The sequence below is a fragment of the Candidatus Hydrogenedentota bacterium genome, from assembly GCA_016791475.1.
Classification (GTDB): Bacteria; Hydrogenedentota; Hydrogenedentia; order Hydrogenedentales; family JAEUWI01; genus JAEUWI01.
This window is the reverse complement of record JAEUWI010000064.1, coordinates 1-21,900: the sequence shown is the minus strand read 5'-3', so window position 1 is coordinate 21,900 and position 21,900 is coordinate 1. Positions and strand designations below refer to the sequence as shown.

Sequence of the window (21,900 nt, the reverse complement as noted above, 5' to 3'; positions counted from 1 at the left end):
TCCGGCCTCAACCGCGCTTCAGGACAACGTCGCCACGAAGGCCGAGGCCCTAGCCATCCGCTCCAGGCAGGCATCCCTGCCCAGCAGCTCCGCAAGCTCAAACAAGCCCGGACCGACCGATTTTCCGGTCAGCGCGAGACGGGCCGGATGAACCAGCTTGCCCATACCCACGCCCATGGATTCACCCAGATCGTGGAAGGCCTGTTTCAGCACATCTCGATTCCAGTCCGTCACCGATTCCAGGCATGACGTAAGTTGGGCCATGATCGCCGCCGCGTCTTCCGTGCGCCAGATCTTCTGAACCGGCTTGTCCTCATATTCCGTGATCTCATGGAAGAAGAAATCGCTCAGCTCGACAATCTGATTCAGCGTTGAGAGCTTCTCCCGGCATATCTCCGTGAGCGCGGCAAACCAGGCGTCGTCGCGCTGCGACGTATCGATACCGGCCCGCTGCAACACCGCCACCAGGCGGGACTGCAAAACGGCGGGCTCCAGGAGGCGGATGTGCTGGCCGTTGAGCCAGTCCAGTTTCTTGCGGTCAAAACGCGCGGCGGATTTCGTCCACCGCTCGGCCACAAAGGCCTCGGTCAGCTCCGCGATGGTAAACAGTTCGCGATTTTCCTCGGCCGGCGTCCACCCCAGCAGGGCCACATAGTTGATGAGCGCTTCAGGCAGATAGCCATCGTCGCGCCAGTCCAGCACATTGGCACCGTGCAGACGTTTGCTGAATTTCTTGCCCGCATCGTCCAGCACCATGGGCAGGTGGGCAAACTTCGGGCGCGGATAACCCAGAGCGTCAAAAAGCAGCACGTGGCGGGCGGCGTTCGTCAAATGGTCATCCCCCCGGATAACGTGGGTGATTTGCATCAACGCATCGTCCACCACCACCGCCAGATGAAAAATAGGATCGCCGTTGGCCTTGAGGATGACAAAATCATCCAGTTCCCGATTGTCCGTACGGACGTTGCCCTGCACCCAGTCTTCCACTACCGTCTGGCCCTCCGGCGTGCGAAATCGAAGCGCGTGAGACTCCGCCTTTCGCGAATCGGAGGTCGCCGCGTCCAGATCTCGGCAGGGGCACTTTTTCCGCGCCCGCTTCTCCGCCATGGCCGCCTCTCGCTCGGCGTCCAGCTCCTCTTTCGAGCAGAAGCAGCGATAGGCATGGCCGTCGGACAACAGCTTCATCGCGGCTTCCTGATGCAGCGCCTTGCGGTCAGACTGGCGATAGGGCCCCAAAGAACCTTTCGCGGGCTCATCACCGAAAGCGGGCCCTTCGTCCCAGTTGATGCCGAGCCATTTGAATCCTTCGCACATGGCCTGGACGAAGGTCTCATCGGTCCGTTCCGCGTCGGTGTCTTCCAGGCGCAACACGAAGGTGCCGCCGGACTTACGGGCAAAAAGCCAGTTGAACAGGGCCATCTTGGCCGTGCCGATGTGCAGGAAGCCGGAAGGGGAAGGCGCAATGCGGCAGCGAACGGTGCTCATGGGTACTCCAGAGGTTCAGGGTGTGAAGAATAGCGCCGGGATAATAACATACGCGGAGGTGGGTTTAGAATTCCGGTACGGTCCCGCCATGGCACAACTCAGGCCAGCCGCTCCCCGAGATCCTCGGGCGCGGAAAACTCAGCCCCGCCGTTTTATGACACCGAGCAGTCCACCCCGGCTTTTTGCACTGGAAGCGCCATTTCCCGTGGCGCTGCTGCTGGGAAGCAGGCCCTGACGCTCGGCGCGGAGTTCGGCCAGGGCGTTGTTGTTTCCTTCGGCAAAAATGGGGCTCGGATCCCGGCCGTTGAGGAGCAACTGGAGCCCCCGCAACACTTTGGAGAGATTTTCGGCGATGTTGGGGGATACCAGCACGCGATAACGGAGCCGCTGGGGTTTGGTGGCCTGAATGACGATGTCTCTTCCGTCTTCAAGGTGGATGCTCCCCTCCAGGAGGGATTCGTACTGGACATACCCCTTGGTGAGGTCGGCTTTCTTGACATAGATGCCGGTTTCGGTCAGCAGCAGGGTTTCCTCCCCCGCGATAAGCAGGGATGGGTGGAGCCCCGCCAGGACCCGATCCTCCGCCGCGATGCCAAAGAAATCATGAGCCCGGGCTTCCCGCTCCGGCGGGATATGGGGGTGCAGCAGGAGGACATTGGTCGACTGGTGGGCCCTGAGGTAGGCCATGAGCTGCTCCCTCGGAAATCGCGGCCCCCGTGTGTTAATCTGGGCCGCGCGGGGTGGCTCGCCGGGAACGGTAACTGGCATCTTGCACTGCGGGCAGGTTCCGGTCTGACCGGCATAGTCATCGGTTACGCTAAAGGCCTTTCCGCAGACGCAATTAAACGCAATGGTCATTCGCTCGCTCTCCAACTCGATACAGTGCGGGATTCCCGGGGCTCACTGCCGCTAACGGAGATAACTTTAGCACGAAAAAGTCCGGGGTGAGAAGTCTGGCGGCATGAAAACCACCACCGAACCTTTCGGAAGGCCCCCGGCGGTAACGCACCCCAGCCCCGCCCGAATAATTTTTCGACCCGGTGGTAAGTTAACCACATGTGTGCTAGACTGAAGCCGGTCAGCAAACCGGGGTCGAACCACTTGGGCAATTTTCCAACATTGAGGAGCAGGATGATCATGAAAGGGATGATCGGTTTTCTAAACGGCGCGCTTTGTCTGGGGATGTCGTGCCTGTTTTCGGGGTGTCTGGTGGAAATGTTGATGACGACGGCCGTCACGGCGGATATGGCGGCGCAGAACGCGGGCGAAGTTCAGGGCTCTTTTCACGACGCCCAGATCGATGTCGACATGACGCGGCTTCAAGAAGCGGTGGAGCTCTACGCGGCGGAGAAGGAGGCCCTTCCGGCGGATTTGTCGGCACTGGTACCGAACTATATTGACGCGGTCCCGCTCCGCCCGGACAAGAAACCCTACGGGTACAATCCGATCCTCGGGGAGGTCTACGAGTCCGCGGACGGCCCGGCCCCGGCGGATTACTTCACCATGCAGAACATCGAGACGGCCATCAACTCCTTCGGCACCAACACGGGGTACTATCCGCCAACCCTGGACGCGCTCTACCCCACCTATCTCCCCACGCTCCCCCGGACGGCGTCTGGAAAGCCTTTCAACTACGATAACCAGAACGGCCAGGTAACCCACCCGGACGAGGGAAAGCAGCACGGCCCGGCGGAGATTGCGGTGGATTCGAGCGCCACGGCGGCCTCGGAACCCGTAAAGCCGGTGAACGCGGTAGGCTCCCTGGAGAAAGGGGACCTCAAGGATTCCAACAGCCTGAACAAGGCGCTGGATCGCATGGGTTATTGAGATGGCGTCTTCGGGGCCCCCACGCCGATCCGCCGCGTTGCGCCGCCACAAAAAAATGGGTACACTTGCTGCCATTCAGGAGGTCGTGAATGGCCTCGAACCCGCTTGTCGTTGATGGTTTGGATTGAGGGAGACTGTGCATGTGGTATTACGCCCGTGGCGAGGAGCAAATCGGACCCGTTGAAGAAGGGGCCTTCCGCATCCTCGTAGATCAGCGGATTGTCGGGCCGTCGACGCTGGTGTGGCGTGAGGGCATGCCCTCGTGGGTTTCCTATCAGGAGATCGCGGGCACGGTGACCGACTGGGGAACGCCCTGTTCCGAGTGCGGGCGGCCCCACCTGGTCGAGGAATTGCTCGTTTTTGAGGGCAAGCGGGTCTGCGCCTCGTGCAAGGATATCTTCTTCCAGCGCATGCGCGAGGGTAATGTCGCCGCCGACGCCATGGTCCTGGCCAGTATAGGCAAGCGCTTTGGCGCCGTGGTGATTGATTCCATTCTGGTCAATGTCGTCGCGATCCCGATCATGTTCGGCGGCGTCGGCGCCATGGTGGCCAGCAGCGACGGGCGGCAGACTTCGGAAGATACGGCCGCGCTCATCATGTTCGGGCTCATGGGAATCATCGGTATCTGGGTGCTCTTCTACATGACCTGGTTCGTAGGCCGCTTCGGGGCCACGCCCGGAAAAATGCTCCTCGGCATCAAGATTGTGCGAAGCAACGGCGCCCCCGTGTCCTACCTGCGCGCATTCGCGCGCTTCTGGGCCCATCAGCTCTCCGGGAGCATCATGTACGTCGGCTATATCATGGCCCTTTTCGACGACCAGAAACGCGGTCTGCACGACCACATCTGCGACACACGAGTGATCGAAAAACGCTAACCCCCCCCCCGCATTTGCTCGAAATGCACGGAACGCCCCATGGCGTACCGTGCGTTTCTTTTTTCGGTCCACCCCGCGCGGATGTGAGATGCGCCCTTGTAACGCTGAAGAATCCTGGTGTTTCTTTCGGGGTCGAAGACCGGTCCGATTGTATCAGGCCGACCGGGGTGGCTCTGGCAAGCATTCTCAGACCGACAAATGGCCGGCTCAAGACCTCACCCGAAAATACGGTTTGTATGTGCCCGCCCCATGGAGTATGCTTGGGGCGTCCCTATGGCATCGAGCGCCGGGAGAGGTCCGGGTTAGAAGGAGGCTTAAAGCTGTGAGTCATTCCGTGGAAGATAGCGCCGTCGCACGCTGGAAGCGACTGGGCGACATGTTGATGGAAGGTGGACTGATTACCCGCGGGCAGCTCGAAGAGGGACTCGCGGAGAAGGACCGACAGAAATGCTTCCTCGGCCAGGCGCTGGTCCGGCTGGGTTACTTGAGCCAGGATGAACTTATCTCCTTCCTCGTGAAGCAGTGCAAGATCCCCCACATCAATCTGGTGGACTACAGCATCGACCCGCGGATTGTCCGCCTGCTCCCCAACGAACTCTGCCTGAAGTACAAGCTCCTGGCCATCGACAACCTGGGGACCATTCTCACCGTGGCGATGGTGAATCCGCTGGATCTTGACGCGCTGGAACAGGCGAGGGCGGCCTGTCCGGACTTGAAACTCAAGCCGATTCTCTGCACGCCGGAGCACTTTGAAACGGTGGCGAAACGACTATTGATTTCCGACGACGCCGAAAAGGCGTCCGCGCCGAAGTCCTACGGCCTGGCCGCCTTCGGACTCGGTCCCGCGCGCGTGGCGGCCAAGCCCCCCGCACCCGCAGAGACCACTCCGGAAAAGCCCTTGCCCCCGTCCGGCTTGCCTTGGGTGCGGGACGACTTCAATCTCCTGGTGCGGGACATGCTCGGCGAATTGCTCAGCATTTTCCAGAGCCCGGTGCACAGCGGGATGGACGGGTCGGGAAATCCGCTGACCAGCGCAATCAGCCAGCAACTGGAATTCTCCTTTACACTCAGTATCACCGGCGAGGTCTGCTATGTCAGCCCCGGCATCACGACCGTCCTGGGTTATAAGCCGGTGCATTTCCAGCAGGCTTTTCTCACGCTCCTCACGGATCACCCCGGCAATACGGTGCTGCGGCGCGCCATCATTCTCTGCCGCTCCGGACAGCACCCCACCCCCGTCGAAGCCGAGTTCCGCGCCGTGGACGGCACCCCAAAAATGCTTATCGTCGCCCTGATTCCGGTATATGACGCCAACCAGACGCTCGCAGCTATACAAGCCGTGGCGCGGGACATCTCCCGGCGCGAGCAGACGGAACAGCACGTGTTTCTGGCGGCGACGCACGACCCCCTGACGGGCTTGCACAATCGGCGAAGCTTTATGGCCCGCCTCGACGAAGCGCTCTGCCTCGCCGCCCGCCACAAGACGCCGGTAAGTCTGGGAATCGTCAATCTGGACAACTTTACCGAGCTGAACCAGGAGTTTGGCCATGCCGAGGGTGATCGCATCCTCATTTCCATGGGCAAATTGCTGCGGGAGACACTGCGGGGTGAGGATATCATCGCCCGTTCGGGCGGGGATGAATTCTGTGTGCTCATGCCCCAGGTGCTGCCCGATGCCGCGCGCAACGGGCTGGAGCGTTGCCATCAGGCGCTGAGCGGGACCGAGATCACCACCACCCACGGTCGCCCCTTGCGCCTTACCATTACCTCGGCGCTGGTATCCATTGGAAGTGAAGACCGCGCGGCCGCGCCCCTGCTGGAGCGGGTGCGGGCGATGGTCATGCAGGGTAAATCGGAAGGGGGAAACCGGGTGGTAACCAAGTCCGGCGCGGACTGACCCCGGGCCACAGGCCCTCGGGGGGCCATACCATTTGGAACGAGTGAGGACGGGGCTGCGCAAAGCACGTAGAAAATAGCGCTCTCGGGGTGCGTAAATTTGACTTTTCGCCCCCTCATTTCCTACAATGTGGTAAGTTTTAAAGGCAGCCCTATTCTTCAGGAATTTACGATGTCTACCGGTGCACCCAAAGTTAAAAATGAGATCTCCGAACTGGCGCTGCTCTTCGATATCAGCCGGATCCTGGATCGCAGCATGGACCTCCGCGACGAGCTCGGACCCGTGTTGAAATCGATTGCCAGGCACACGGGAATGCTCCGGGGAACGATTACCCTCGTCAACCGGGAGAACGGCGAGCTCTTTATCGAGGCGGCCCACGGACTGTCCGGCAAGGAACTGGAACGAGGGCGCTATAAGCCCGGCGAAGGCGTTGTCGGCAAAACCGTGCAAACCGGCCGCCCCGTCGTGGTGCCCCGTATTTCCGAAGAGCCCCTGTTCCTCAATCGCACCAATTCACGGGAAGACGCCCGCCCGGAAGATATCGCCTATATTTGCGTGCCCATCAAGATGGAGACGCAGGTGATCGGCGCGCTGAGCGCGGATCGCCTCTTTTCGGACACGGAAACCCTCGATGAAGATGTGCGCCTGATGACTATCATCGCCTCCATGATCGCCCAGGCGGTCCGGCTGCGTCAGGAGCATCAGGACGAGCGCAAGCGCCTCCTGGAAGAAAACTCCCGCCTCCAGAATGAACTTCAGGAGCGCTTCCGCCCCGCCAACATCATCGGCCGCTCCGGCGCCATGCAGGATGTATTCGATCTCATCGGCCAGGTGGCCAAGAGCGACGCCACGGTGCTGATTCGCGGGGAAAGCGGCGTCGGCAAGGAATTGGTGGCCCACGCGATTCACTACAACAGCCAGCGCGCCGCAAAGCCCTTTATTCGGGTGAATTGCGCCGCCCTGCCCGATTCGGTCATCGAAAGCGAACTCTTTGGTCACGAGAAGGGCGCCTTCACCGGCGCAACCCAGATGCGCCGCGGTCGTTTCGAACTGGCCCACGGCGGGACCATATTCCTGGATGAAATCGGTGATCTGGCCCCCCAGACCCAGGTGCGCCTTCTCCGGATCCTTCAGGAGCGGGAGTTTGAGCGGGTCGGTGGCCAGGAGACCCTGAAGGTGGATGTGCGCGTCATTGCGGCAACCAACCGGGAACTGGAAGTGATGATCGTGGATAAAAGCTTCCGCCAGGATCTGTACTACCGGCTCAATGTGTTCCCCATTCACATTCCACCGCTCCGGGAACGGCGCACCGACATCCTCGAACTGGCCAACTTCTTCGTGGAAAAGTACAGCAAGGCCAATCACAAATATGTTCGGCGCATTTCGACCCCGGCGATCGATATGCTCATGAGCTACCACTGGCCGGGCAACGTCCGCGAGCTGGAGAACTGTATCGAGCGAGCCGTTCTGCTCACCAATGACGATGTGGTCCACGGACATCACTTGCCCCCCACACTTCAGACGGCGGAGGCCTCCAACACGCCGATGAAGGGAACGCTGGAAGAGTGTATGGAGCGGGTGGAGCGGGAAATGATCATCGAGTCCCTCAAGACCGCGAAGGGCAACAAGGCCAAAGCGGCCCGGGAGCTCGGCATCACGGAACGGCTGATGGGGTTGCGCGTGGCGAAGTACGGGGTTGAGACAAAGCAGTTCAGAAACTGACAAAAGCCGACGCGCGAGGGGGCGGGAACATTCGGAAAGAGGAAATGTATTCCGAACGGGGTGAGCGTACCGCCATAAACCACAATATCTGGTGGTTTTTTCATTTTTCCCGCTCGAGACTACTTGACAAGGCTGCTGGAGTCTAGTAAACTGTTTACAAAACTGCTAGCTTTATGGTTTATACCCGCTAAAGTCTTTAACCACATCGACTCGATACACGGAGGCCAGATTCGTGAAACACCTGACCCGCATTACCCAATCGCAGCCGGCGAAGGCTGACGCACTGCAGGACTTCCTCTGCTTTACCGCCCAGGCCCTGAACTCCTTTCTCACGATCATCGGTGGCACCCTCCCCATCACATCGTTCATCGGTGAGAAGTGCCTGATCCCGGAAGGCAATGACTCAGGCAGCGACACCACCGTCTAGTATTTGTTGCGACATTCGTCGAGGACAGACCCCCGTTGGCGCCTGCATGGGCCACAACGGCGGCGTTACGACATCCCCAGAGGCATGTCAATGATTTACGCGCGAATGGCCGGGAATATTGTTGACAGATCCTCCGTGTTCACGCATAATATTAAGTATTGGATGATGGGCGTCGACGGGAGGCGCATCGCTGTTCTTTGACACCGCAACCTATTGCACTGCAATGCGATCACGATAAAAAGGTGGTAACCATGATGAATCAAACTGTTCGTAGGCTCCTGCTCCCTGGTGTCCTGGTCGGCGTGGGTATCGCGTTGAGCGGCTGCCCCGTTGCGGAGGGTGGCGCCGCATTTTTTGCGGATCGCGCGCTCGAATCCGCAGTGCGTGCGGAACTGGGCAAGCCCCTGGGATTCCTCTCCCAAGGGGACTTGCTGGACGTCACCGAGATCAACGCCGCCTCACTCAATATTCAGTCTCTGGACGGAATACAGGGTTGCAGAAACCTGACGGTGCTTGATCTGAGCGACAATCAGGTTCGCTCCATCACCGCCCTGGAGAACCTGGTTAACCTCCGGGTGCTGGATCTCGGCGGCAACAACGTGGGGCAGATCTCTGCCCTTTCCGGCCTCTTCCTTCTCGAAGAGTTGACCCTCTCCGGTCCCGCGATGGAAATTATCGATTGGTCCCCCCTCTCGGCTAACGCGACCAACGGCGGCCTCGGCGCCGGCGACGTGGTCGTTCTTCCCACGGCTACGACCCAGGACGGCGACGGCAATATTCTCGATTACTGGGAAGACGACTATCAGACGCTGCTGAACCTCGGGGTGGACGTACTCTTCGAAGATACTGAATCCCAACTTTAAGAAGTCCAAGGAGCGCCGGTCTCCAGATTGGGCATGACATGCACGGTGGCGCGGCCCGCATCCCAACCACGATGCGAACGAACAAACGGGTTATTGAGGTAGGCACTATGGCTGAATGGAAATCGCGTGTTGGGAAGCTGGCGCTGGTCCTGGCTGCAACCTTGATCGCGGGATGCCCCCCAGTTCTGGCTCCCCAGTTAAGCGCGACACCTGCCGCGGTGGACTTTGGCGCCGGCCAGACCACGCGGAATCTTTCCCTGGCCAATACGGGTGGCGGAACCCTCACCTGGACCGCACAGGAAGTTACCCGCGCAGACAGCGAGTCCCCGTGGGTTGCCGCGGAGATCCCCTGGCTGAGCCTCAGCACCACCGAAGGCGCGATCGGCAGTGATTTGGAGAATGTGACTCTGACGGCATCGCGCGACGGACTGGACGCTGGCCTGATCACCAACACAGGCGTGCAGATCACCAGCAACGGGGGCACCACCACCGTACCGGTATCGCTGACGGTGGAAGCCGCCCTGAACGTCTCCCCGCTGCAGATTTCCCTCTCCTCGACCGATACGACGGGCAGCTTCACGATCAGCAACAGTGGCAATGTTCCCCTGAGCTGGAGCACCCAGTACCTCCCCGACCCCGACGATGTGGACAGCGCGATCCCCTTCCCCAATTCCTTCACGGTCAGCCCGGGCAACGGCACCAATCAGGCGCTGGCCAGCGCCTCCGTCAGCCTCACTTTCCCGGCGGGCCAGACAAGCTTTGGCGTACTCGTCACCTCCACTTCCGGACGCGCGACGGTACGCTTTAACGTGGGGGCGTCCCTCAGCGGGCTGATCGTCAATCCCGCGATCCTTCGCGTTTCGAAGGCCGAGGGGGCAGCGGCCGAGAATGGCCAGCCCACATCCACGCTGACTCTCGAAAACGACAGCACGCTCCCGATCAGTTGGACGATCAGCCTGGCGGACCGCCTGGATCGCAATACCCCGCCGCCTCTCGCCGCGACACCTATCCTTGGGACCACCGCAGTCGGCGCGACCAGCGAAGTTTCGGTCCGCATCACCGACCCCGCCAAAGCCGTTGTGGGCGAGGGCCGCTACGAACTCACGGTGCGCTCCGGGGACTCGTTTCAGGTTGTGCCCGTGGTGATCGATGTGTTGCCCGTGCCCGATATCGCGTTGTCCTTTCCGCCGGATACGGTCAATCTGCAGCCGCCCGTTGTCGAACAGACGCTACTGGATTTCGGCAAGGAAACGATTCAACAGCAGTTCTGGGTAGTCAACGTCGGCAATGTGAATTCCGAGTTGTTCTTCGACATCATCCACGACGATCAGGACTCCAGCAGCCCCCTTATTGCCTCTATTGCGCCATCGCGGGGCGATACCAATGGCGCGGATCAGGACTTCTTCCTGCTTGATCAGCAATTGTGGGCCGACGGCGTGCCGATTACGGTGACCATCGACCGCAGCAAGCTGGTCGAGGATGTTGAGACACGGACGATCTCCGTCCGCGCCTTCGACAGCAATTTTGTCAATCGCCTGGCGACGGTGGAAGTTGCCACCATCGACATCCGCGTCGAGAAGCAGCCCCTGACCGTAACGGGCGCTTTGAATCGCAGCCGTCCCCCGAACATCATGCGCTATGTGTTCAGCAATCGAAACGATCTGGGCCAGATCGTCCCCCTCCAGACGACCGAGGAGCGGTCACGTCTTTCCTATGCGATTTTCGAGGACGAAGTCCCGCTGGATCTGAATGAAACAAGCCAGTTTCTGACCTATGACTATCGCGGAAACGTGGTGCTGATGCTGGACTACACGAGCAGCATGTACAACGCCGGCACCACCGGCGAAGAGCCCCTGGAGAAGGGCGAGGCGGTTGCCCTGATGCGCGAAGCCGCGGCGGCATTCATCGCCGACCTCCCCCCCAACTTCAAACTTCAGCTCATGTATTTCAGTGATCGCTCCCCTGAAAACCGAATTATCCAGCCATTCACTTCCGACAAGGCCCTACTCAAGTCGGCGCTGGAACGCTTCAACCTGACGCCCGCCCAGTTCGGCTCCTCCGACATCAACGAAGCCCTGGTGAACGCCATGGATAGTCTGGTTGCCGAAGATCCCCTGGACACGCTGCCGCTCGACGATGCGGATGTGCGGGCAATCGTCTACATCACTGATGGCGAAGACAATGTTTCGGGCGTGGCGCTCAGCGAAGTGGAAAGCGAAGCGGAAGACTCTCACACCCGCCTGTTTCCCGTGGCCTACAGCCCAAATGGCGACCCCGTCAATCTTGCCGACCTGATCACAGTATCCCAGTCCTCCGGCGGTTTCCTGTACAACGCCGGCGATGTCCGGGACCTCCGCGATGTTCTGGGAACCGGAAGCAACATGGAATTGTCGCCCCAGTCGTCCTCCACGGGCGACGAGGCCCGCTTCACGATTCGCAATCTGAGTGGTCAGGCGATTTTCTTCGACGTGTCCGAAGATGGCAATTCACCCTGGCTCGGCGCCCTCAGCGAAACCAGCGGGGTAATTGAAGGCAATGCCAGCAAGACGATCGCCGTCGAACTGAACACGGGCGGGATCGCCCCCGGCACCACGGTTCGCGGCGCGCTCAACGTCACCGCGGGCGACGGCAACGGTACGGTCGGGGTTCAGTTCACGGCCGTTTCCGACACCACCGCGAACAGTATCTCCACCTTTGTGCAGGATGAACCCGGCACAATCTGGGAAGAGCTCAACAATCAGGCCGTGGTCACGTACATCACGCCTAAAGAAGAAGCCTTTGCCTATCTCCTGTCCGGGCGGCACACCCTCCCCGACAATCGCGTGATCGAGGGGGCCTTCGAACGGGACGGCGTATTCCTTATCGGCGATCCCCGAGTGGGCCAGGTCACTTTGAAGACCGCCGGCATTCAGGAGGACCTGACCACCATCGATCCCGACGAGCGCTTCCGTGCCGATGTTTACGTGTACGCGGACTATATCCCCCGCAATACGACCTCTTTCTCGTTCCGCTTCCATCTTGAAGCCCCGGGCGACGTCCCGCCCGCCGCTGTCGCCCTTCTCGATGACATCGAGATGAGCGTCGAACTCGCCGACGACGGAATCCTCGCGGACGATGGTGAAGGCACCTCGGACTGGCGCCTCATAACCGGCGACGGCGACGGTCGCTACCGCGCCGTCACGGACGAAGAGAACTACCTGCCCGTGGGCGCTTTCGGCAACCTCCTCAAGATTACCCTGACGAATCTTGACGAGTACGTTGCCGCCTTCGGCGGTGGCGCGCGCCAGCCGGCCCTTCAGGTCGCGATGCGCATGGACAATCAAATCTATGTTTCGCCACAGTCGGAACGTCAGCCTTCGGGAACGAATTACTTCCTCTTCCCCGGCGGCCCCGCCAACGCGGAGCGTCTCCTCACGGTGGAACTCGGACTCACCGATCTGGCGCCGCCCGCACAGGACGTGACGCTACTTGCTGGTCTTCCCGGCTTCGATCCCGAGCTGCCCGGCGCCTTTGACACGGACGCCGACAGTTTCCCTGACTTCAACGATCCGAGCCCGCTGGACGACGAGGTTCCCGGCGCTTTCGTAATACCAAGTCCCTTTGAAGTTGATGGCGATGTGACCGAATTCACTTTGACGATCCGCAACGACACGCTGGATCGCTTCAACTGGACGCTGGCGCCGGCCTCACTGCCGGCCTGGCTTCCCCTCGAAGACATACGTTACGGTGCCGCGGAAGGCACCGAGCCACGCAGCACCCTGCTTCCCGGCGAGTCCGAGACGATTCACTTCACGGTGGACCGTACGGGCCAGACGCCGGGCTCCACGGCCTCTGCACTCGTAGAGTTCAGCATCAGCAATAGTGAATACGCGTTCTTTGTACCGGAAAATGTACCCATTACCCTGGTGACGAACCCGTAACCGAGGCCGGATTGGCAAGGTGGCGATACGAATGAGTCATTACGATGATAAGGAGTTTGGGATGCTACGCTCGCTGCGCTGCATAGCCTTGGTTGGTCTTCTGGCGACCATGATTACACTGTCGGGCTGTCCGGTTACGACACCCGATTTGTCTGTTACCCCACTCGCCTTGAACTTCGGCGCGAACGAGAACACGAAGACGCTCCGCATCCAGAATCAGGGGGGGGGCACACTCGACTGGGAAGTGGCCGTCGCCGAAGGCGCGCCCTGGCTGACCCTCGAAGCGGTTTCCGGAACCAAGCAGGCCCAGATCGTCGAAGGGCAGTCCACCACCGAAGTCGACACCATCCAACTGACGGTAAATCGCACCATACTTGCCGAGTCCACCTCGCGCAACGCCAGTGTTGTGGTTACGTCGAATGCGGGAAATCAGACCATCGGGGTCACCGTCACCGAGGGCGGCGCGGCCGTGCTTCAGATCGCCCCCACCACCCTTTCCTTCGGCTCCGCGACAAACGCGATGGACGTGGTAATCGGCAATGCGGGCTTCGAGGCCCTTTCTTGGTCGCTCGCCATCCCCGAAGACGCGCCCTGGCTCACGGCTTCCCTGCGTCAGAACTCGAACCTGCAGAACGGCGGCGCCGATTCCATCACCTTTACCGTGGACCGCGCGGGACTTCCCGGCGGCAACTACACCACGCAGGTTCCGGTGACCTCCAACGGCGGCAACGGCACGATCACCGTGACCATGTCGGTCCCGCCGCTCTCCGTTTCCACCGATCTCATCGATTTCGGCACGCTGACGCAGACTGCAAATCGGAGCTTCACCATCACGAATCCCTCCGACGACGTGGTGGGCGTGTCGTTTGCCGTGGCGCACCCGGGAACGGACATCGCCTGGTTCGCCCTCACGAATCCGGTCTCCCTTATCGATCCGCTGGATTCCGCGACGATCCAGGTGGCGGCGAATCCCGCGGGACTCGCCCCCGGCATTTACACCGGGTCCATAACGGTCTCCTCCGCGGCCCTGAATTTCAACCATGTGATCACCGTCCGACTCGAAGTCCCCGGTATATCGGTCTCCCCCGAGCTCGTTGAATTTGGCGAGATAACGGAGACCGCCACGGGCGGCTTCACCTTGGAAAACCTCACCGCGAATGCCCTCCCCTTCACAATTACCGTGCCTTCCGGTAACCCCTGGCTTGAAATCAGCCCCGCATCCGGTACGCTGACCAACACCCAGGCCGTCACCGTAACGGCCAATCCGGAAGAGGCCGATGCGGGCAGCTACGAAGTGGACGTTACCATTCGCTTCGGAGATGCGACCAGCAATCTCACCGAAACCGTGACGATCACCATGAGCCGCCCCGAGCCCGCACGTCTTGAAGCGTCGCCCAAGACCATATTCTTCGGCACGTCCCTCATTGAGCGCCGCGTGGCCATCTGGAACGTGGGCATCGGGACGGTGGATTGGGAAATCGATTCAAGCGCCTTCCCCGCCTGGCTGGCCTTGACGCCGGTCGACGGCGACGATATCGCCTCGGGCACGGTCAGCGGCGACACCACCGACGAAGTCGTGTTGCGCGTTGATCGCGGACAGGTTCCCGACGGGGTCTTTGAAGTGGCCCACGATTTTGAAATCGTTGCCTCCGGCGATGCCACCAACCGGATCACGATCAGCTTGAATGTAGCCGTCGCGCAGGTGCCCGAATTCGTCATTGAGGCGGACTCGGTCGATGATCGCGGGGTGAGCACCCTGGTCGTCCCGGCCGATGTCGTGTCTCGCACCTTTGTCATCCGCAATGAGGGTACGGGGGTATTAACGTGGAGCTTTGGCGAGCTTCCGGAATGGGTGGACTCCATCTCCCCTTCCCAGGGCAGCCTCGACTCCAACGTCCAACAGACGGTCACCTTGACGGTGGACCGCACCGGGCTGGTGACGCCCGGCGTGCAGGCCTTCCTCGACATCGCAACGAACGATCCCGACACCGCCGTGGCCCAGCTTGACGTGGCGGTATCTGTGCCGCCGGTCATTCTCATCGGGACCGACCGGGACGCCCTCGGCTTCCAGTCGGATGAGAATGCGAAGATTCTCTCCATCGCGAATATTGGCGATGCGGGCACCATCCTGAATTATCAGGCCGTCACCAACGAAGACTGGCTCTCCATCTCCCCCTCCACGGGCACGAGCGAAGGCACCAGTTCTCCCATCAAGGATTTCCAGGAGCATAGCGTCACGGTTGACCGCTCCCGTCTGGACGGCGCGGGTTCATCGGCCCGCATCATCATCTCCGCCTTCATTATCGAAGACGGCGTGGCGGTTCCGGATCCCTCGGTGCCCCAGGTTGAAGTTACCGTCACGGTGGAGGCGTCGCCCCTGACCATCGAATCCGCCCTTCCCGGCACCCGGGTCCCCTCCCTTGTTCGGAATGTCCTGATGTTGCGTAATGTGCGCGCCGAATCCATCCCGATTCCGAATAGCCGCCTGGAGGACATCGGAAATCTCTTCCGCATTTCGGAAACCGAAATTCCCCTTGAACTTTCCGAAACGAACCAGTTCCTGAAAAAGGATTACACCGCCAATATTCTGGTGCTTCTCGACTTCTCCGGCAGTATGCTCGAAGCCGCCAACACCGTACTCGCAGACGGACAGCTCGGTGATCCCGGCGCCCTGACCGAAGATGCGCTGAAGACCGTCTATCTGCGCTGTATCCCCGAACTCCTCGACGAACTTCCCGCCCACTACCGCGTCGGACTGGGGGTCTTCAATGACCACGCTCTGCCCGAAGGCGGCGTCGTTCGAATCATTACGGACAATGACGGCGAGCCGGACTTTACCCGGGACAAGGCCGTGCTGGCGAACCGACTCAATTCGATCAATGTGGATGACAACGGCGCCACGGACCTCCTCCCCGCGCTGGAATCGGGTTCGACCATCCTCCAGGAGCAGGATTCCAACGACAACCTCCGCCCCTTCGACGAAGCGGACGTGAAAGGGCTCATCGTATTTACCGACGGTCGCGACACCAGCCTGAGCCGGGTCACGGAGACCGCGAACATCATCAGCGCCCAGCGCGTTCGACTCTTCCTGGTCGGCTGGGGGCAGAAGGTGGAAGCGGACCCCATGCTCCGTCTCTCGTCCACGACCGGCGGCCACTACTATTCCACCGATGCCCGGTCCACGGGGCAGCTTGATCCCTTCGGCGTGCCGATCCGGGTGCCTCTGGTTTCCGAGCTTACCGACATCTGCTCCCTCGACGGCGCGGACGAGTGCGATGAGTCCCTGCCGAACGATCTCAACTCTCAGGTGGTCCTGAGCTACACGACCCTGAACCAGCAGCCCAGTGTGGTCGTCGCGGCCGACATCACCTTCAATGATCCGAACGACCAGAATACGACGTGTCTTCCCGAGCAGGGCGACATCAGCGCGGGTGTGGAATATCGCCAGCAGGACTTCTCCACCATCGCGGGCGATGTTCGCCTTGGCCAGATTTCCTTGCGCACCGAAGGCATCTCCGGCGGCGAAGCCACCGTGTTTGTTCGCGCGGATTACATGCCGCGCAATATCACGGAATTGCAGTTCGAGATGTCCGTAACCAGTCTGGAGACGCCCACCCTCAGCGTAAGCCGCGTCGCCCAGACCTCCGGAGGCCTGATTTCCGACTGGAATCTCGTAGAGGCCCCGGCAGGCACCTACACGTTGAGCTCCCCCGACGGCGAGCCGATCCGATTCTCGGACTTTGGCGACCTGCTGGCTGTCCGGGTGACCAATGTCACCCAGGCCTTTACACTCAACTTCGAAGTTACCAGCCCCATCTATACCTCCGGTAACTTCGAGACCAAATACTTCACCCATCCTGACAGCATCATCGTTGCCGGCGGCCCCTTCCTCGGCACGTCCTTCCCTGCGGCCTTCTTCGATTCGCGCCCGGCGCCCCTGGATGTCGACGGAGAGTTCGTCGTGGTGGCCGACGGCAATACCGACCAGGTCGAGATCGATATCTTTAATCTGGGCGGTGGACACGTCGCACCCGGCTCGACGCCCGATCCCATTACCGGTGAATTCAGCTCGGAAGGACTGGTAAACGTCGGCCTGTTCTGGGAAGCGACCATCGGCTCCGATTCGAACTTCCTGAGCTTCGAAGAGAACACGCAGCAGTCCGGGTTCGTCACCTCCTCTTTCGCACCCTCGACCATGTTCGTCAATCTGGATCGCGCATCGGTACCGCCGGGACTTCGCGAAGGCGAACTCTTTATCACCTACGGCTCCGGCTCGGTAAATGCCAGCGGCACGCTGGATCCCCTCAAGATTCGCTACACGATCGAGAACCCCGAGTTCCTGATCACATCGCAGGACTTGATATCCGGCGAGCAGATTCCGGTGGACTTCATCTCCTTCGGCTTCACGCCGGACAGCCAGGAAATCCGCGTGCGCAATGTCGGCCAGAGCACCCTGATCTGGGAGACGAACGCGGCGGCCTTCCCGACGTGGCTCGAGTTGAGCGACATCGTAGGCGCGGCGGGTCCGGACCAGGAATCCGTCGTGGTGATCAATATCATCCGCGAATTTGTACCGGAGGGCGAGTCCGAGTTCGATATCGTGTTTACCTCCGATTTTGCCGATCCGATCACGTTGCGGGTGGGTGTGGAAGGTCTTCCCGATCCCTGATACGGGGTCCGGCTCACATGAATGTTCCGGTGCCCGCTCCTCTTCAAGGAGCGGGCACCATTTCTTTGTTGCGAAACTTGCCCAATCAATCCATAGTTCGGGTATAATGTTGGCGTCGTCAACGAGAGCAAGGTGGCAATCACCGAGGAGCACCCACTTGAACCCAACCCTGGTAAATGGACTTGTGGCCGTGCTTGCCCTGATCACCGTTTACGGGATCTGGATCGGTGTCCACCTCCTCGCCCGATACCGCATGGGCGACCGCCAGATTGGCTGTCGGGGCCCGATGACGGATGACTTCGGCAACGAAATTTGTTGCCACACCGGTGAGCCCTGCCGCCGCGACGACGCGTGCGAATCGGGGGGGGCGTCGGGGCGTTCATGCTCCTGACGGACGACCTACAATAAACTTGCACCTTCGAATCAAATTGCTATAATACCGTCCCGAATTCAGAGTAGTATCGGGACGTGCACAACCGAGAAAGGAATGGCGCCGATGCCGTTGAAATACTATTGTCCGAAATGTGAAAAGCGCTTTATAGACTGGGGCGCGGAGAAGCTGGGCTTCAAATGCCCCACCTGCGTCGGCGAAACTCTTTTCCGTGTCGGAACCCATCCCGATGGTGAAGATGGCGCTCCCTCCCTGTCCAAGGGTGCGGCGAAGCGCAAGCTCAAGCCGAAGGTCAAGGCCAAGTCCGAAGTGAAGTCCGAATTTGGCGACGATATCGATCTGGGGGATTCCTTTGCCATCGAAGGGGATGTTGACGGCCTCGATGTGGACGTGGTGCTGGACGAGGATGACGAAGAAGGCGTCATTGGAGACAGCCTGCTTATCGACGAAGACTGACGCATCCCGATCGTGAATTCGCGATACCCTGGCCCGGCGGCCCGACCGCCGGGCCATTCTAATTGCGCCAATTCGCAGTCTCAGGTGCGATCAAAGTGCACCGCGTCGAAGCGATACTCCACCTTGAGCCAGGGAAGCTCCGGAGCCAGCGTGTCCCGGATGAATCCCTCGAATGACGCCCCTTCGGAGAGACTCACCGAGACCAATCGCTCCTCGACCGGCAGCTTCTCCAGCCGGGTCCCGAAGGTAACCGGCACCCCAAAAAGTATGCCGGCGGATCGCAGGGTATTGAGCAGGTCCTGGCGCAAGAAATTTACCGACTTCTCCCTGAGGGGCGCGGACAATTTCTTGATCAAGTCGGGGGAGACTTTGACCGCCTGCAACACCTGCGATGTATCCCCTTTCTCCGCGGGTTCCTGCCGGGCTTCTTGGGGCTCACTGGAAGGGCGCTCGCCATAGGCCACGGAGACCACCTGGCGGGCCGGTATCTCCAGTGGTTCGACGGCGGGAAGGACTTCAAGCACCAGCTTGAAGGGTGTGGTCCTGACGATCTTGACGCCACGCAGCACCCTGCCGGACTTCAGGGTGATCCGGTCATCGTTCCGTGCCTCCGTACGTGGCGGCGCGGCGTCTTCGGCGCCGACCGTCTGCGCGCCCACAGAGAGCGTGTCGAGCAGGAGAGCAACGAGAACCATGCAACCGAGTGCGCGCATTCGATGTTGTCCCTCCTGTCCTTACTCCATTTTACGGGGATGTCCGGGGGCAGTCAAGGCGTGCCGGAGCTTGTAAATGTGCGCGGAGGGGGCTAGAATGCCGACGGATGGCGAAGGTGGTGTGTTCTTGAATTCAACGTGCGTAGTGCTTATCCGGAGGCGTTCCGTGTCCACCATACTTGTTGCGACCATCGACAGCCAGGCTTTCGAGTCCCTTTCCAGTGAGATCCAGGGCGAGGGGCATGATGTTCTGTGGGCGGGCGACGGCAAAGAAGCGTGCGACCTCGCACCCGGCGCGGAGTTGGTCTTCGTAGACGCCGCATTGCCCATTTTCGACGGTTTTGAGGTGGCGACCCTCCTGCGCGGCGATCCGGATGTCCCTCGGGACCTCCCCATCCTGCTGCTGGCCGACGATGCCGCCGAGCCCCACCTCTTCGAGCGAGCCGGCTTTACCGGTCAATTTCGGAAGTCCCACAGCTACTGCGATGTGCGGGAACTGCTTTCGACCCACCTTCGCGCGGCCCCGTCCCCCGAATAAAGCGGGAGCAGCGCTCACGGACCAAAATTGCGGGTGACCAGTGCCTTGCCCGAAAGCAGGCGGCCCATCTGCAGGCGCGCTTCCGCCAGCCGTGACCGGACCAGTTCAACCTGGGGACCGTCCTGGACGGAGGCGGGTAGCTCGGTCCAGCCGGGGCGAACATGCTCCGGCGGCGTCAATTTCTTTTCGGCAACATCCCGCCAGTAGCGTATAAGATATTCATAGTCTTCCAGCCCGTCGAGCAGATGGAGCATGGCAACGGTGGGATAGATCCCCCCCTGCTCCGTGGCAATGAGTTTTGTGCCTCCGTTTGCCGGCTCGGGCGTTAGTTCCGCGCCGAGTATCCCCCGGAAGTTGCGCTGCCAGCAAAACCAGGGGAGCAAGCGCCACGCGGCGCCCCGAACTTTGGATTCGAGCCAGATATTCTTCCCGGTTCGAAGGTTCAGCCAGGGCACGACGGGCTCGATAGCGATATTCTCTACCGTCCGCCCATCCTGATTGAAGAGGATTTCCGCAATTTCTATCGTAGGGGACTGTCCTGGTTCAAAGCGGATGCGGATCTCCTTGCAGTCTCGGGGGTGCTTGAACACGCCCAGGCTTATCCCGTTCTCACCCTCGCTCAAAAAATTGCTCTCCTCCCAGCGGACCGTCGCCGCCGTGAAGGCACCGGGATTATAGGCGGTCTCGACATCCATCGTGGCATGACCAGCGTCGTTTGGCCAGAGTACCGCGATTTGCTCCAGATGAATTGCCGATTCGAATGCGATTTCCAGGACGCACACATCGCCCCTTTCCAGCGCTCCAACGCGCCAGTTGCTGTATTCGCAACCGTCCAGGGCATCGCCGGGCTCCGTCAGAAAGGTACCCGTTTCTTCCAGCGTGCCGGGCGAGCCCGTGATGGAACTGTATGCCGGATGGCGATAACGAACGGTCGACAGGCCCCGCTGAAGCAGCGATATGGCGGCGGGCGCTGTGGCCGAGGGCAGCGCCCACACGTCCGTGTAGCGCTCGAAATACGGGTGCAGGGGCCCGGGGAGCAGCCGGGTCGCGAATTCGTCGGCGCGGGCGATACGGGCCAGCGCCTGCCGCCGCTCGGGCCATGCGTCACGGGCGGGCATGACGTCCGGTATGAGCACCGTCGGCTTAGTCCAGCCGAGGTCATACAGGCTCGTCATGATATTGGAGAGCAGTAGTTGCAGGGGATCCTGGGGGTTGTTGCCCACCGGGGGAGGCCAGCCCGCCAGGAGTTCGCCCGGTCGCCCCCCAATTTCGATGGCGGGGAGATGGGCCGTTCGGACGGCGTAGGCCAGGTGGGCCTTGATCACGTCGAGATCGCGGTAGTCGTAAAACATTTCACCGGGCGGATGGCGCTGGGGCCAAACGGCAAATCCGGCCCGCAGCCCCGCCAGCGTGTCGTAGAAGGCAACCCAGTCATCGAGCTCCTCCGTCAATCCGGCGCTCCGGCGGATGGCCTCGCGGTCAAGGCCAAACAGCACGGGCAATGAAGACTCGTCTGGAATAATGAAGTCGAACACTTCCATCCGCACGGCGGCCCGCTCCGAATGGCCGCTATCGAACACTGCGCGAAGATTGCCACTGAAAGCGCCGGCCGGGGCGGTCTCGGCCAGTTTGACGGACACCAGAAGATCGAGCGACGCCTGGGGGGCGAGCGCGACGGGATCGATGAGGGGGGTCAGGGCCTCAGCACCGGGCAGGGCGACTGCCGGATCGGGTGTAACGATATACGCGGTCGCGAGGCCCTCCAGAGCGCCGTTCCAGGCCAGATCCAGGGACTGGAGGGTACGTGCGACCCCATCGTTCACCACACGAACATAGAAGGACTCCTGTTCATTTGCGGCGGCGGCCAGGGAGATACTGTGGACATCGCTGTTTTCACCGGGCGGCATGGGGGCGTCCAGTGAAGATAGATGGAGTTCCGGCGCACCCAGGACGAGGCCGAGGGCAACTACTGAGAGAGCAAGGCTGGTCATGGCGTGAGTTTAACGCGCCCGAAACGATGAAACAAGGGGGCCGGAAAGTGTTGTCGGAACTCTTTAGAAATGTCCCCATCCTTAACTCAATGAAAATGTCCCCTCCGCGTTTTGCTTTGCCATGAT

The 21,900-nt window shown here is 60.8% G+C and carries 15 protein-coding genes; 11 read left to right on the top strand and 4 right to left on the bottom strand.

Translation table 11 applies throughout. The annotated features are described in order from the left end of the window. Positions 1 to 18: 18 nt before the first annotated feature. A complete protein-coding gene (locus JNK74_24235) occupies positions 19 to 1,485 on the bottom strand; it encodes a glutamate--tRNA ligase (protein ID MBL7649299.1) in 1,467 nt (488 codons plus the stop codon). Positions 1,486 to 1,623: 138 nt separating this feature from the next. After that, positions 1,624 to 2,343 carry a hypothetical protein gene (locus JNK74_24230; GenBank protein ID MBL7649298.1) on the bottom strand — a complete coding sequence of 240 codons (720 nt, stop codon included), beginning with the start codon at positions 2,341 to 2,343 and terminating at the stop codon, positions 1,624 to 1,626. Between the two features lie 279 nt (positions 2,344 to 2,622). On the opposite strand from JNK74_24230, the gene JNK74_24225 reads away from it, so the two are divergent. From JNK74_24225 to JNK74_24180, 10 genes are all read left to right on the top strand, one after another. Further along, positions 2,623 to 3,312: a hypothetical protein gene (locus JNK74_24225; GenBank protein MBL7649297.1), complete on the top strand. Its 690-nt coding sequence runs from the start codon at positions 2,623 to 2,625 to the stop codon at positions 3,310 to 3,312. A gap of 140 nt (positions 3,313 to 3,452) precedes the next feature. After that, positions 3,453 to 4,187 carry an RDD family protein gene (locus JNK74_24220; GenBank protein MBL7649296.1) on the top strand — a complete coding sequence of 245 codons (735 nt, stop codon included), beginning with the start codon at positions 3,453 to 3,455 and terminating at the stop codon, positions 4,185 to 4,187. 322 nt (positions 4,188 to 4,509) lie between these two features. Next, complete coding sequence (locus tag JNK74_24215; GenBank protein ID MBL7649295.1) at positions 4,510 to 6,084, top strand: diguanylate cyclase; 1,575 nt, start codon at positions 4,510 to 4,512, stop codon at positions 6,082 to 6,084. Between the two features lie 171 nt (positions 6,085 to 6,255). Then, positions 6,256 to 7,806, top strand: a complete 1,551-nt coding sequence (gene nifA, locus JNK74_24210) for a nif-specific transcriptional activator NifA (protein ID MBL7649294.1) — start codon at positions 6,256 to 6,258, stop codon at positions 7,804 to 7,806. A 232-nt stretch (positions 7,807 to 8,038) separates the two neighbouring features. Then, positions 8,039 to 8,233: a hypothetical protein gene (locus JNK74_24205; GenBank protein MBL7649293.1), complete on the top strand. Its 195-nt coding sequence runs from the start codon at positions 8,039 to 8,041 to the stop codon at positions 8,231 to 8,233. Positions 8,234 to 8,484: 251 nt separating this feature from the next. Then, complete coding sequence (locus JNK74_24200; GenBank protein ID MBL7649292.1) at positions 8,485 to 9,096, top strand: hypothetical protein; 612 nt, start codon at positions 8,485 to 8,487, stop codon at positions 9,094 to 9,096. 107 nt (positions 9,097 to 9,203) lie between these two features. Beyond that, complete coding sequence (locus tag JNK74_24195; GenBank protein MBL7649291.1) at positions 9,204 to 13,016, top strand: hypothetical protein; 3,813 nt, start codon at positions 9,204 to 9,206, stop codon at positions 13,014 to 13,016. Positions 13,017 to 13,077: 61 nt separating this feature from the next. Beyond that, a complete protein-coding gene (locus JNK74_24190; GenBank protein MBL7649290.1) occupies positions 13,078 to 17,685 on the top strand; it encodes a VWA domain-containing protein in 4,608 nt (1,535 codons plus the stop codon). 157 nt (positions 17,686 to 17,842) lie between these two features. After that, a complete protein-coding gene (locus JNK74_24185) occupies positions 17,843 to 18,076 on the top strand; it encodes a hypothetical protein (protein ID MBL7649289.1) in 234 nt (77 codons plus the stop codon). A gap of 105 nt (positions 18,077 to 18,181) precedes the next feature. Beyond that, positions 18,182 to 18,532: a hypothetical protein gene (locus tag JNK74_24180; protein ID MBL7649288.1), complete on the top strand. Its 351-nt coding sequence runs from the start codon at positions 18,182 to 18,184 to the stop codon at positions 18,530 to 18,532. 80 nt (positions 18,533 to 18,612) lie between these two features. Here the strand turns inward: JNK74_24180 and JNK74_24175 are convergent, their stop codons facing one another. Next, a complete protein-coding gene (locus JNK74_24175) occupies positions 18,613 to 19,245 on the bottom strand; it encodes a hypothetical protein (GenBank protein ID MBL7649287.1) in 633 nt (210 codons plus the stop codon). A 166-nt stretch (positions 19,246 to 19,411) separates the two neighbouring features. Between JNK74_24175 and JNK74_24170 the strand changes: the two genes are divergently transcribed. After that, positions 19,412 to 19,783 carry a hypothetical protein gene (locus tag JNK74_24170; protein ID MBL7649286.1) on the top strand — a complete coding sequence of 124 codons (372 nt, stop codon included), beginning with the start codon at positions 19,412 to 19,414 and terminating at the stop codon, positions 19,781 to 19,783. A gap of 14 nt (positions 19,784 to 19,797) precedes the next feature. Here the strand turns inward: JNK74_24170 and JNK74_24165 are convergent, their stop codons facing one another. Continuing rightward, positions 19,798 to 21,774: a hypothetical protein gene (locus tag JNK74_24165; protein MBL7649285.1), complete on the bottom strand. Its 1,977-nt coding sequence runs from the start codon at positions 21,772 to 21,774 to the stop codon at positions 19,798 to 19,800. Positions 21,775 to 21,900 lie beyond the last annotated feature (126 nt).

Coding starts and splice junctions, on each gene's coding strand:
- JNK74_24200 (MBL7649292.1), top strand. CDS start 8,485: ATGATGAATCAAACTGTTCGTAGGCTCCTGCTCCCTGGTGTCCTGGTC.
- nifA (MBL7649294.1), top strand. CDS start 6,256: ATGTCTACCGGTGCACCCAAAGTTAAAAATGAGATCTCCGAACTGGCG.
- JNK74_24225 (MBL7649297.1), top strand. CDS start 2,623: ATGAAAGGGATGATCGGTTTTCTAAACGGCGCGCTTTGTCTGGGGATG.
- JNK74_24190 (MBL7649290.1), top strand. CDS start 13,078: ATGCTACGCTCGCTGCGCTGCATAGCCTTGGTTGGTCTTCTGGCGACC.
- JNK74_24230 (MBL7649298.1), bottom strand. CDS start 2,343: ATGACCATTGCGTTTAATTGCGTCTGCGGAAAGGCCTTTAGCGTAACC.
- JNK74_24235 (MBL7649299.1), bottom strand. CDS start 1,485: ATGAGCACCGTTCGCTGCCGCATTGCGCCTTCCCCTTCCGGCTTCCTG.
- JNK74_24165 (MBL7649285.1), bottom strand. CDS start 21,774: ATGACCAGCCTTGCTCTCTCAGTAGTTGCCCTCGGCCTCGTCCTGGGT.
- JNK74_24175 (MBL7649287.1), bottom strand. CDS start 19,245: ATGCGCGCACTCGGTTGCATGGTTCTCGTTGCTCTCCTGCTCGACACG.
- JNK74_24220 (MBL7649296.1), top strand. CDS start 3,453: ATGTGGTATTACGCCCGTGGCGAGGAGCAAATCGGACCCGTTGAAGAA.
- JNK74_24195 (MBL7649291.1), top strand. CDS start 9,204: ATGGCTGAATGGAAATCGCGTGTTGGGAAGCTGGCGCTGGTCCTGGCT.
- JNK74_24180 (MBL7649288.1), top strand. CDS start 18,182: ATGCCGTTGAAATACTATTGTCCGAAATGTGAAAAGCGCTTTATAGAC.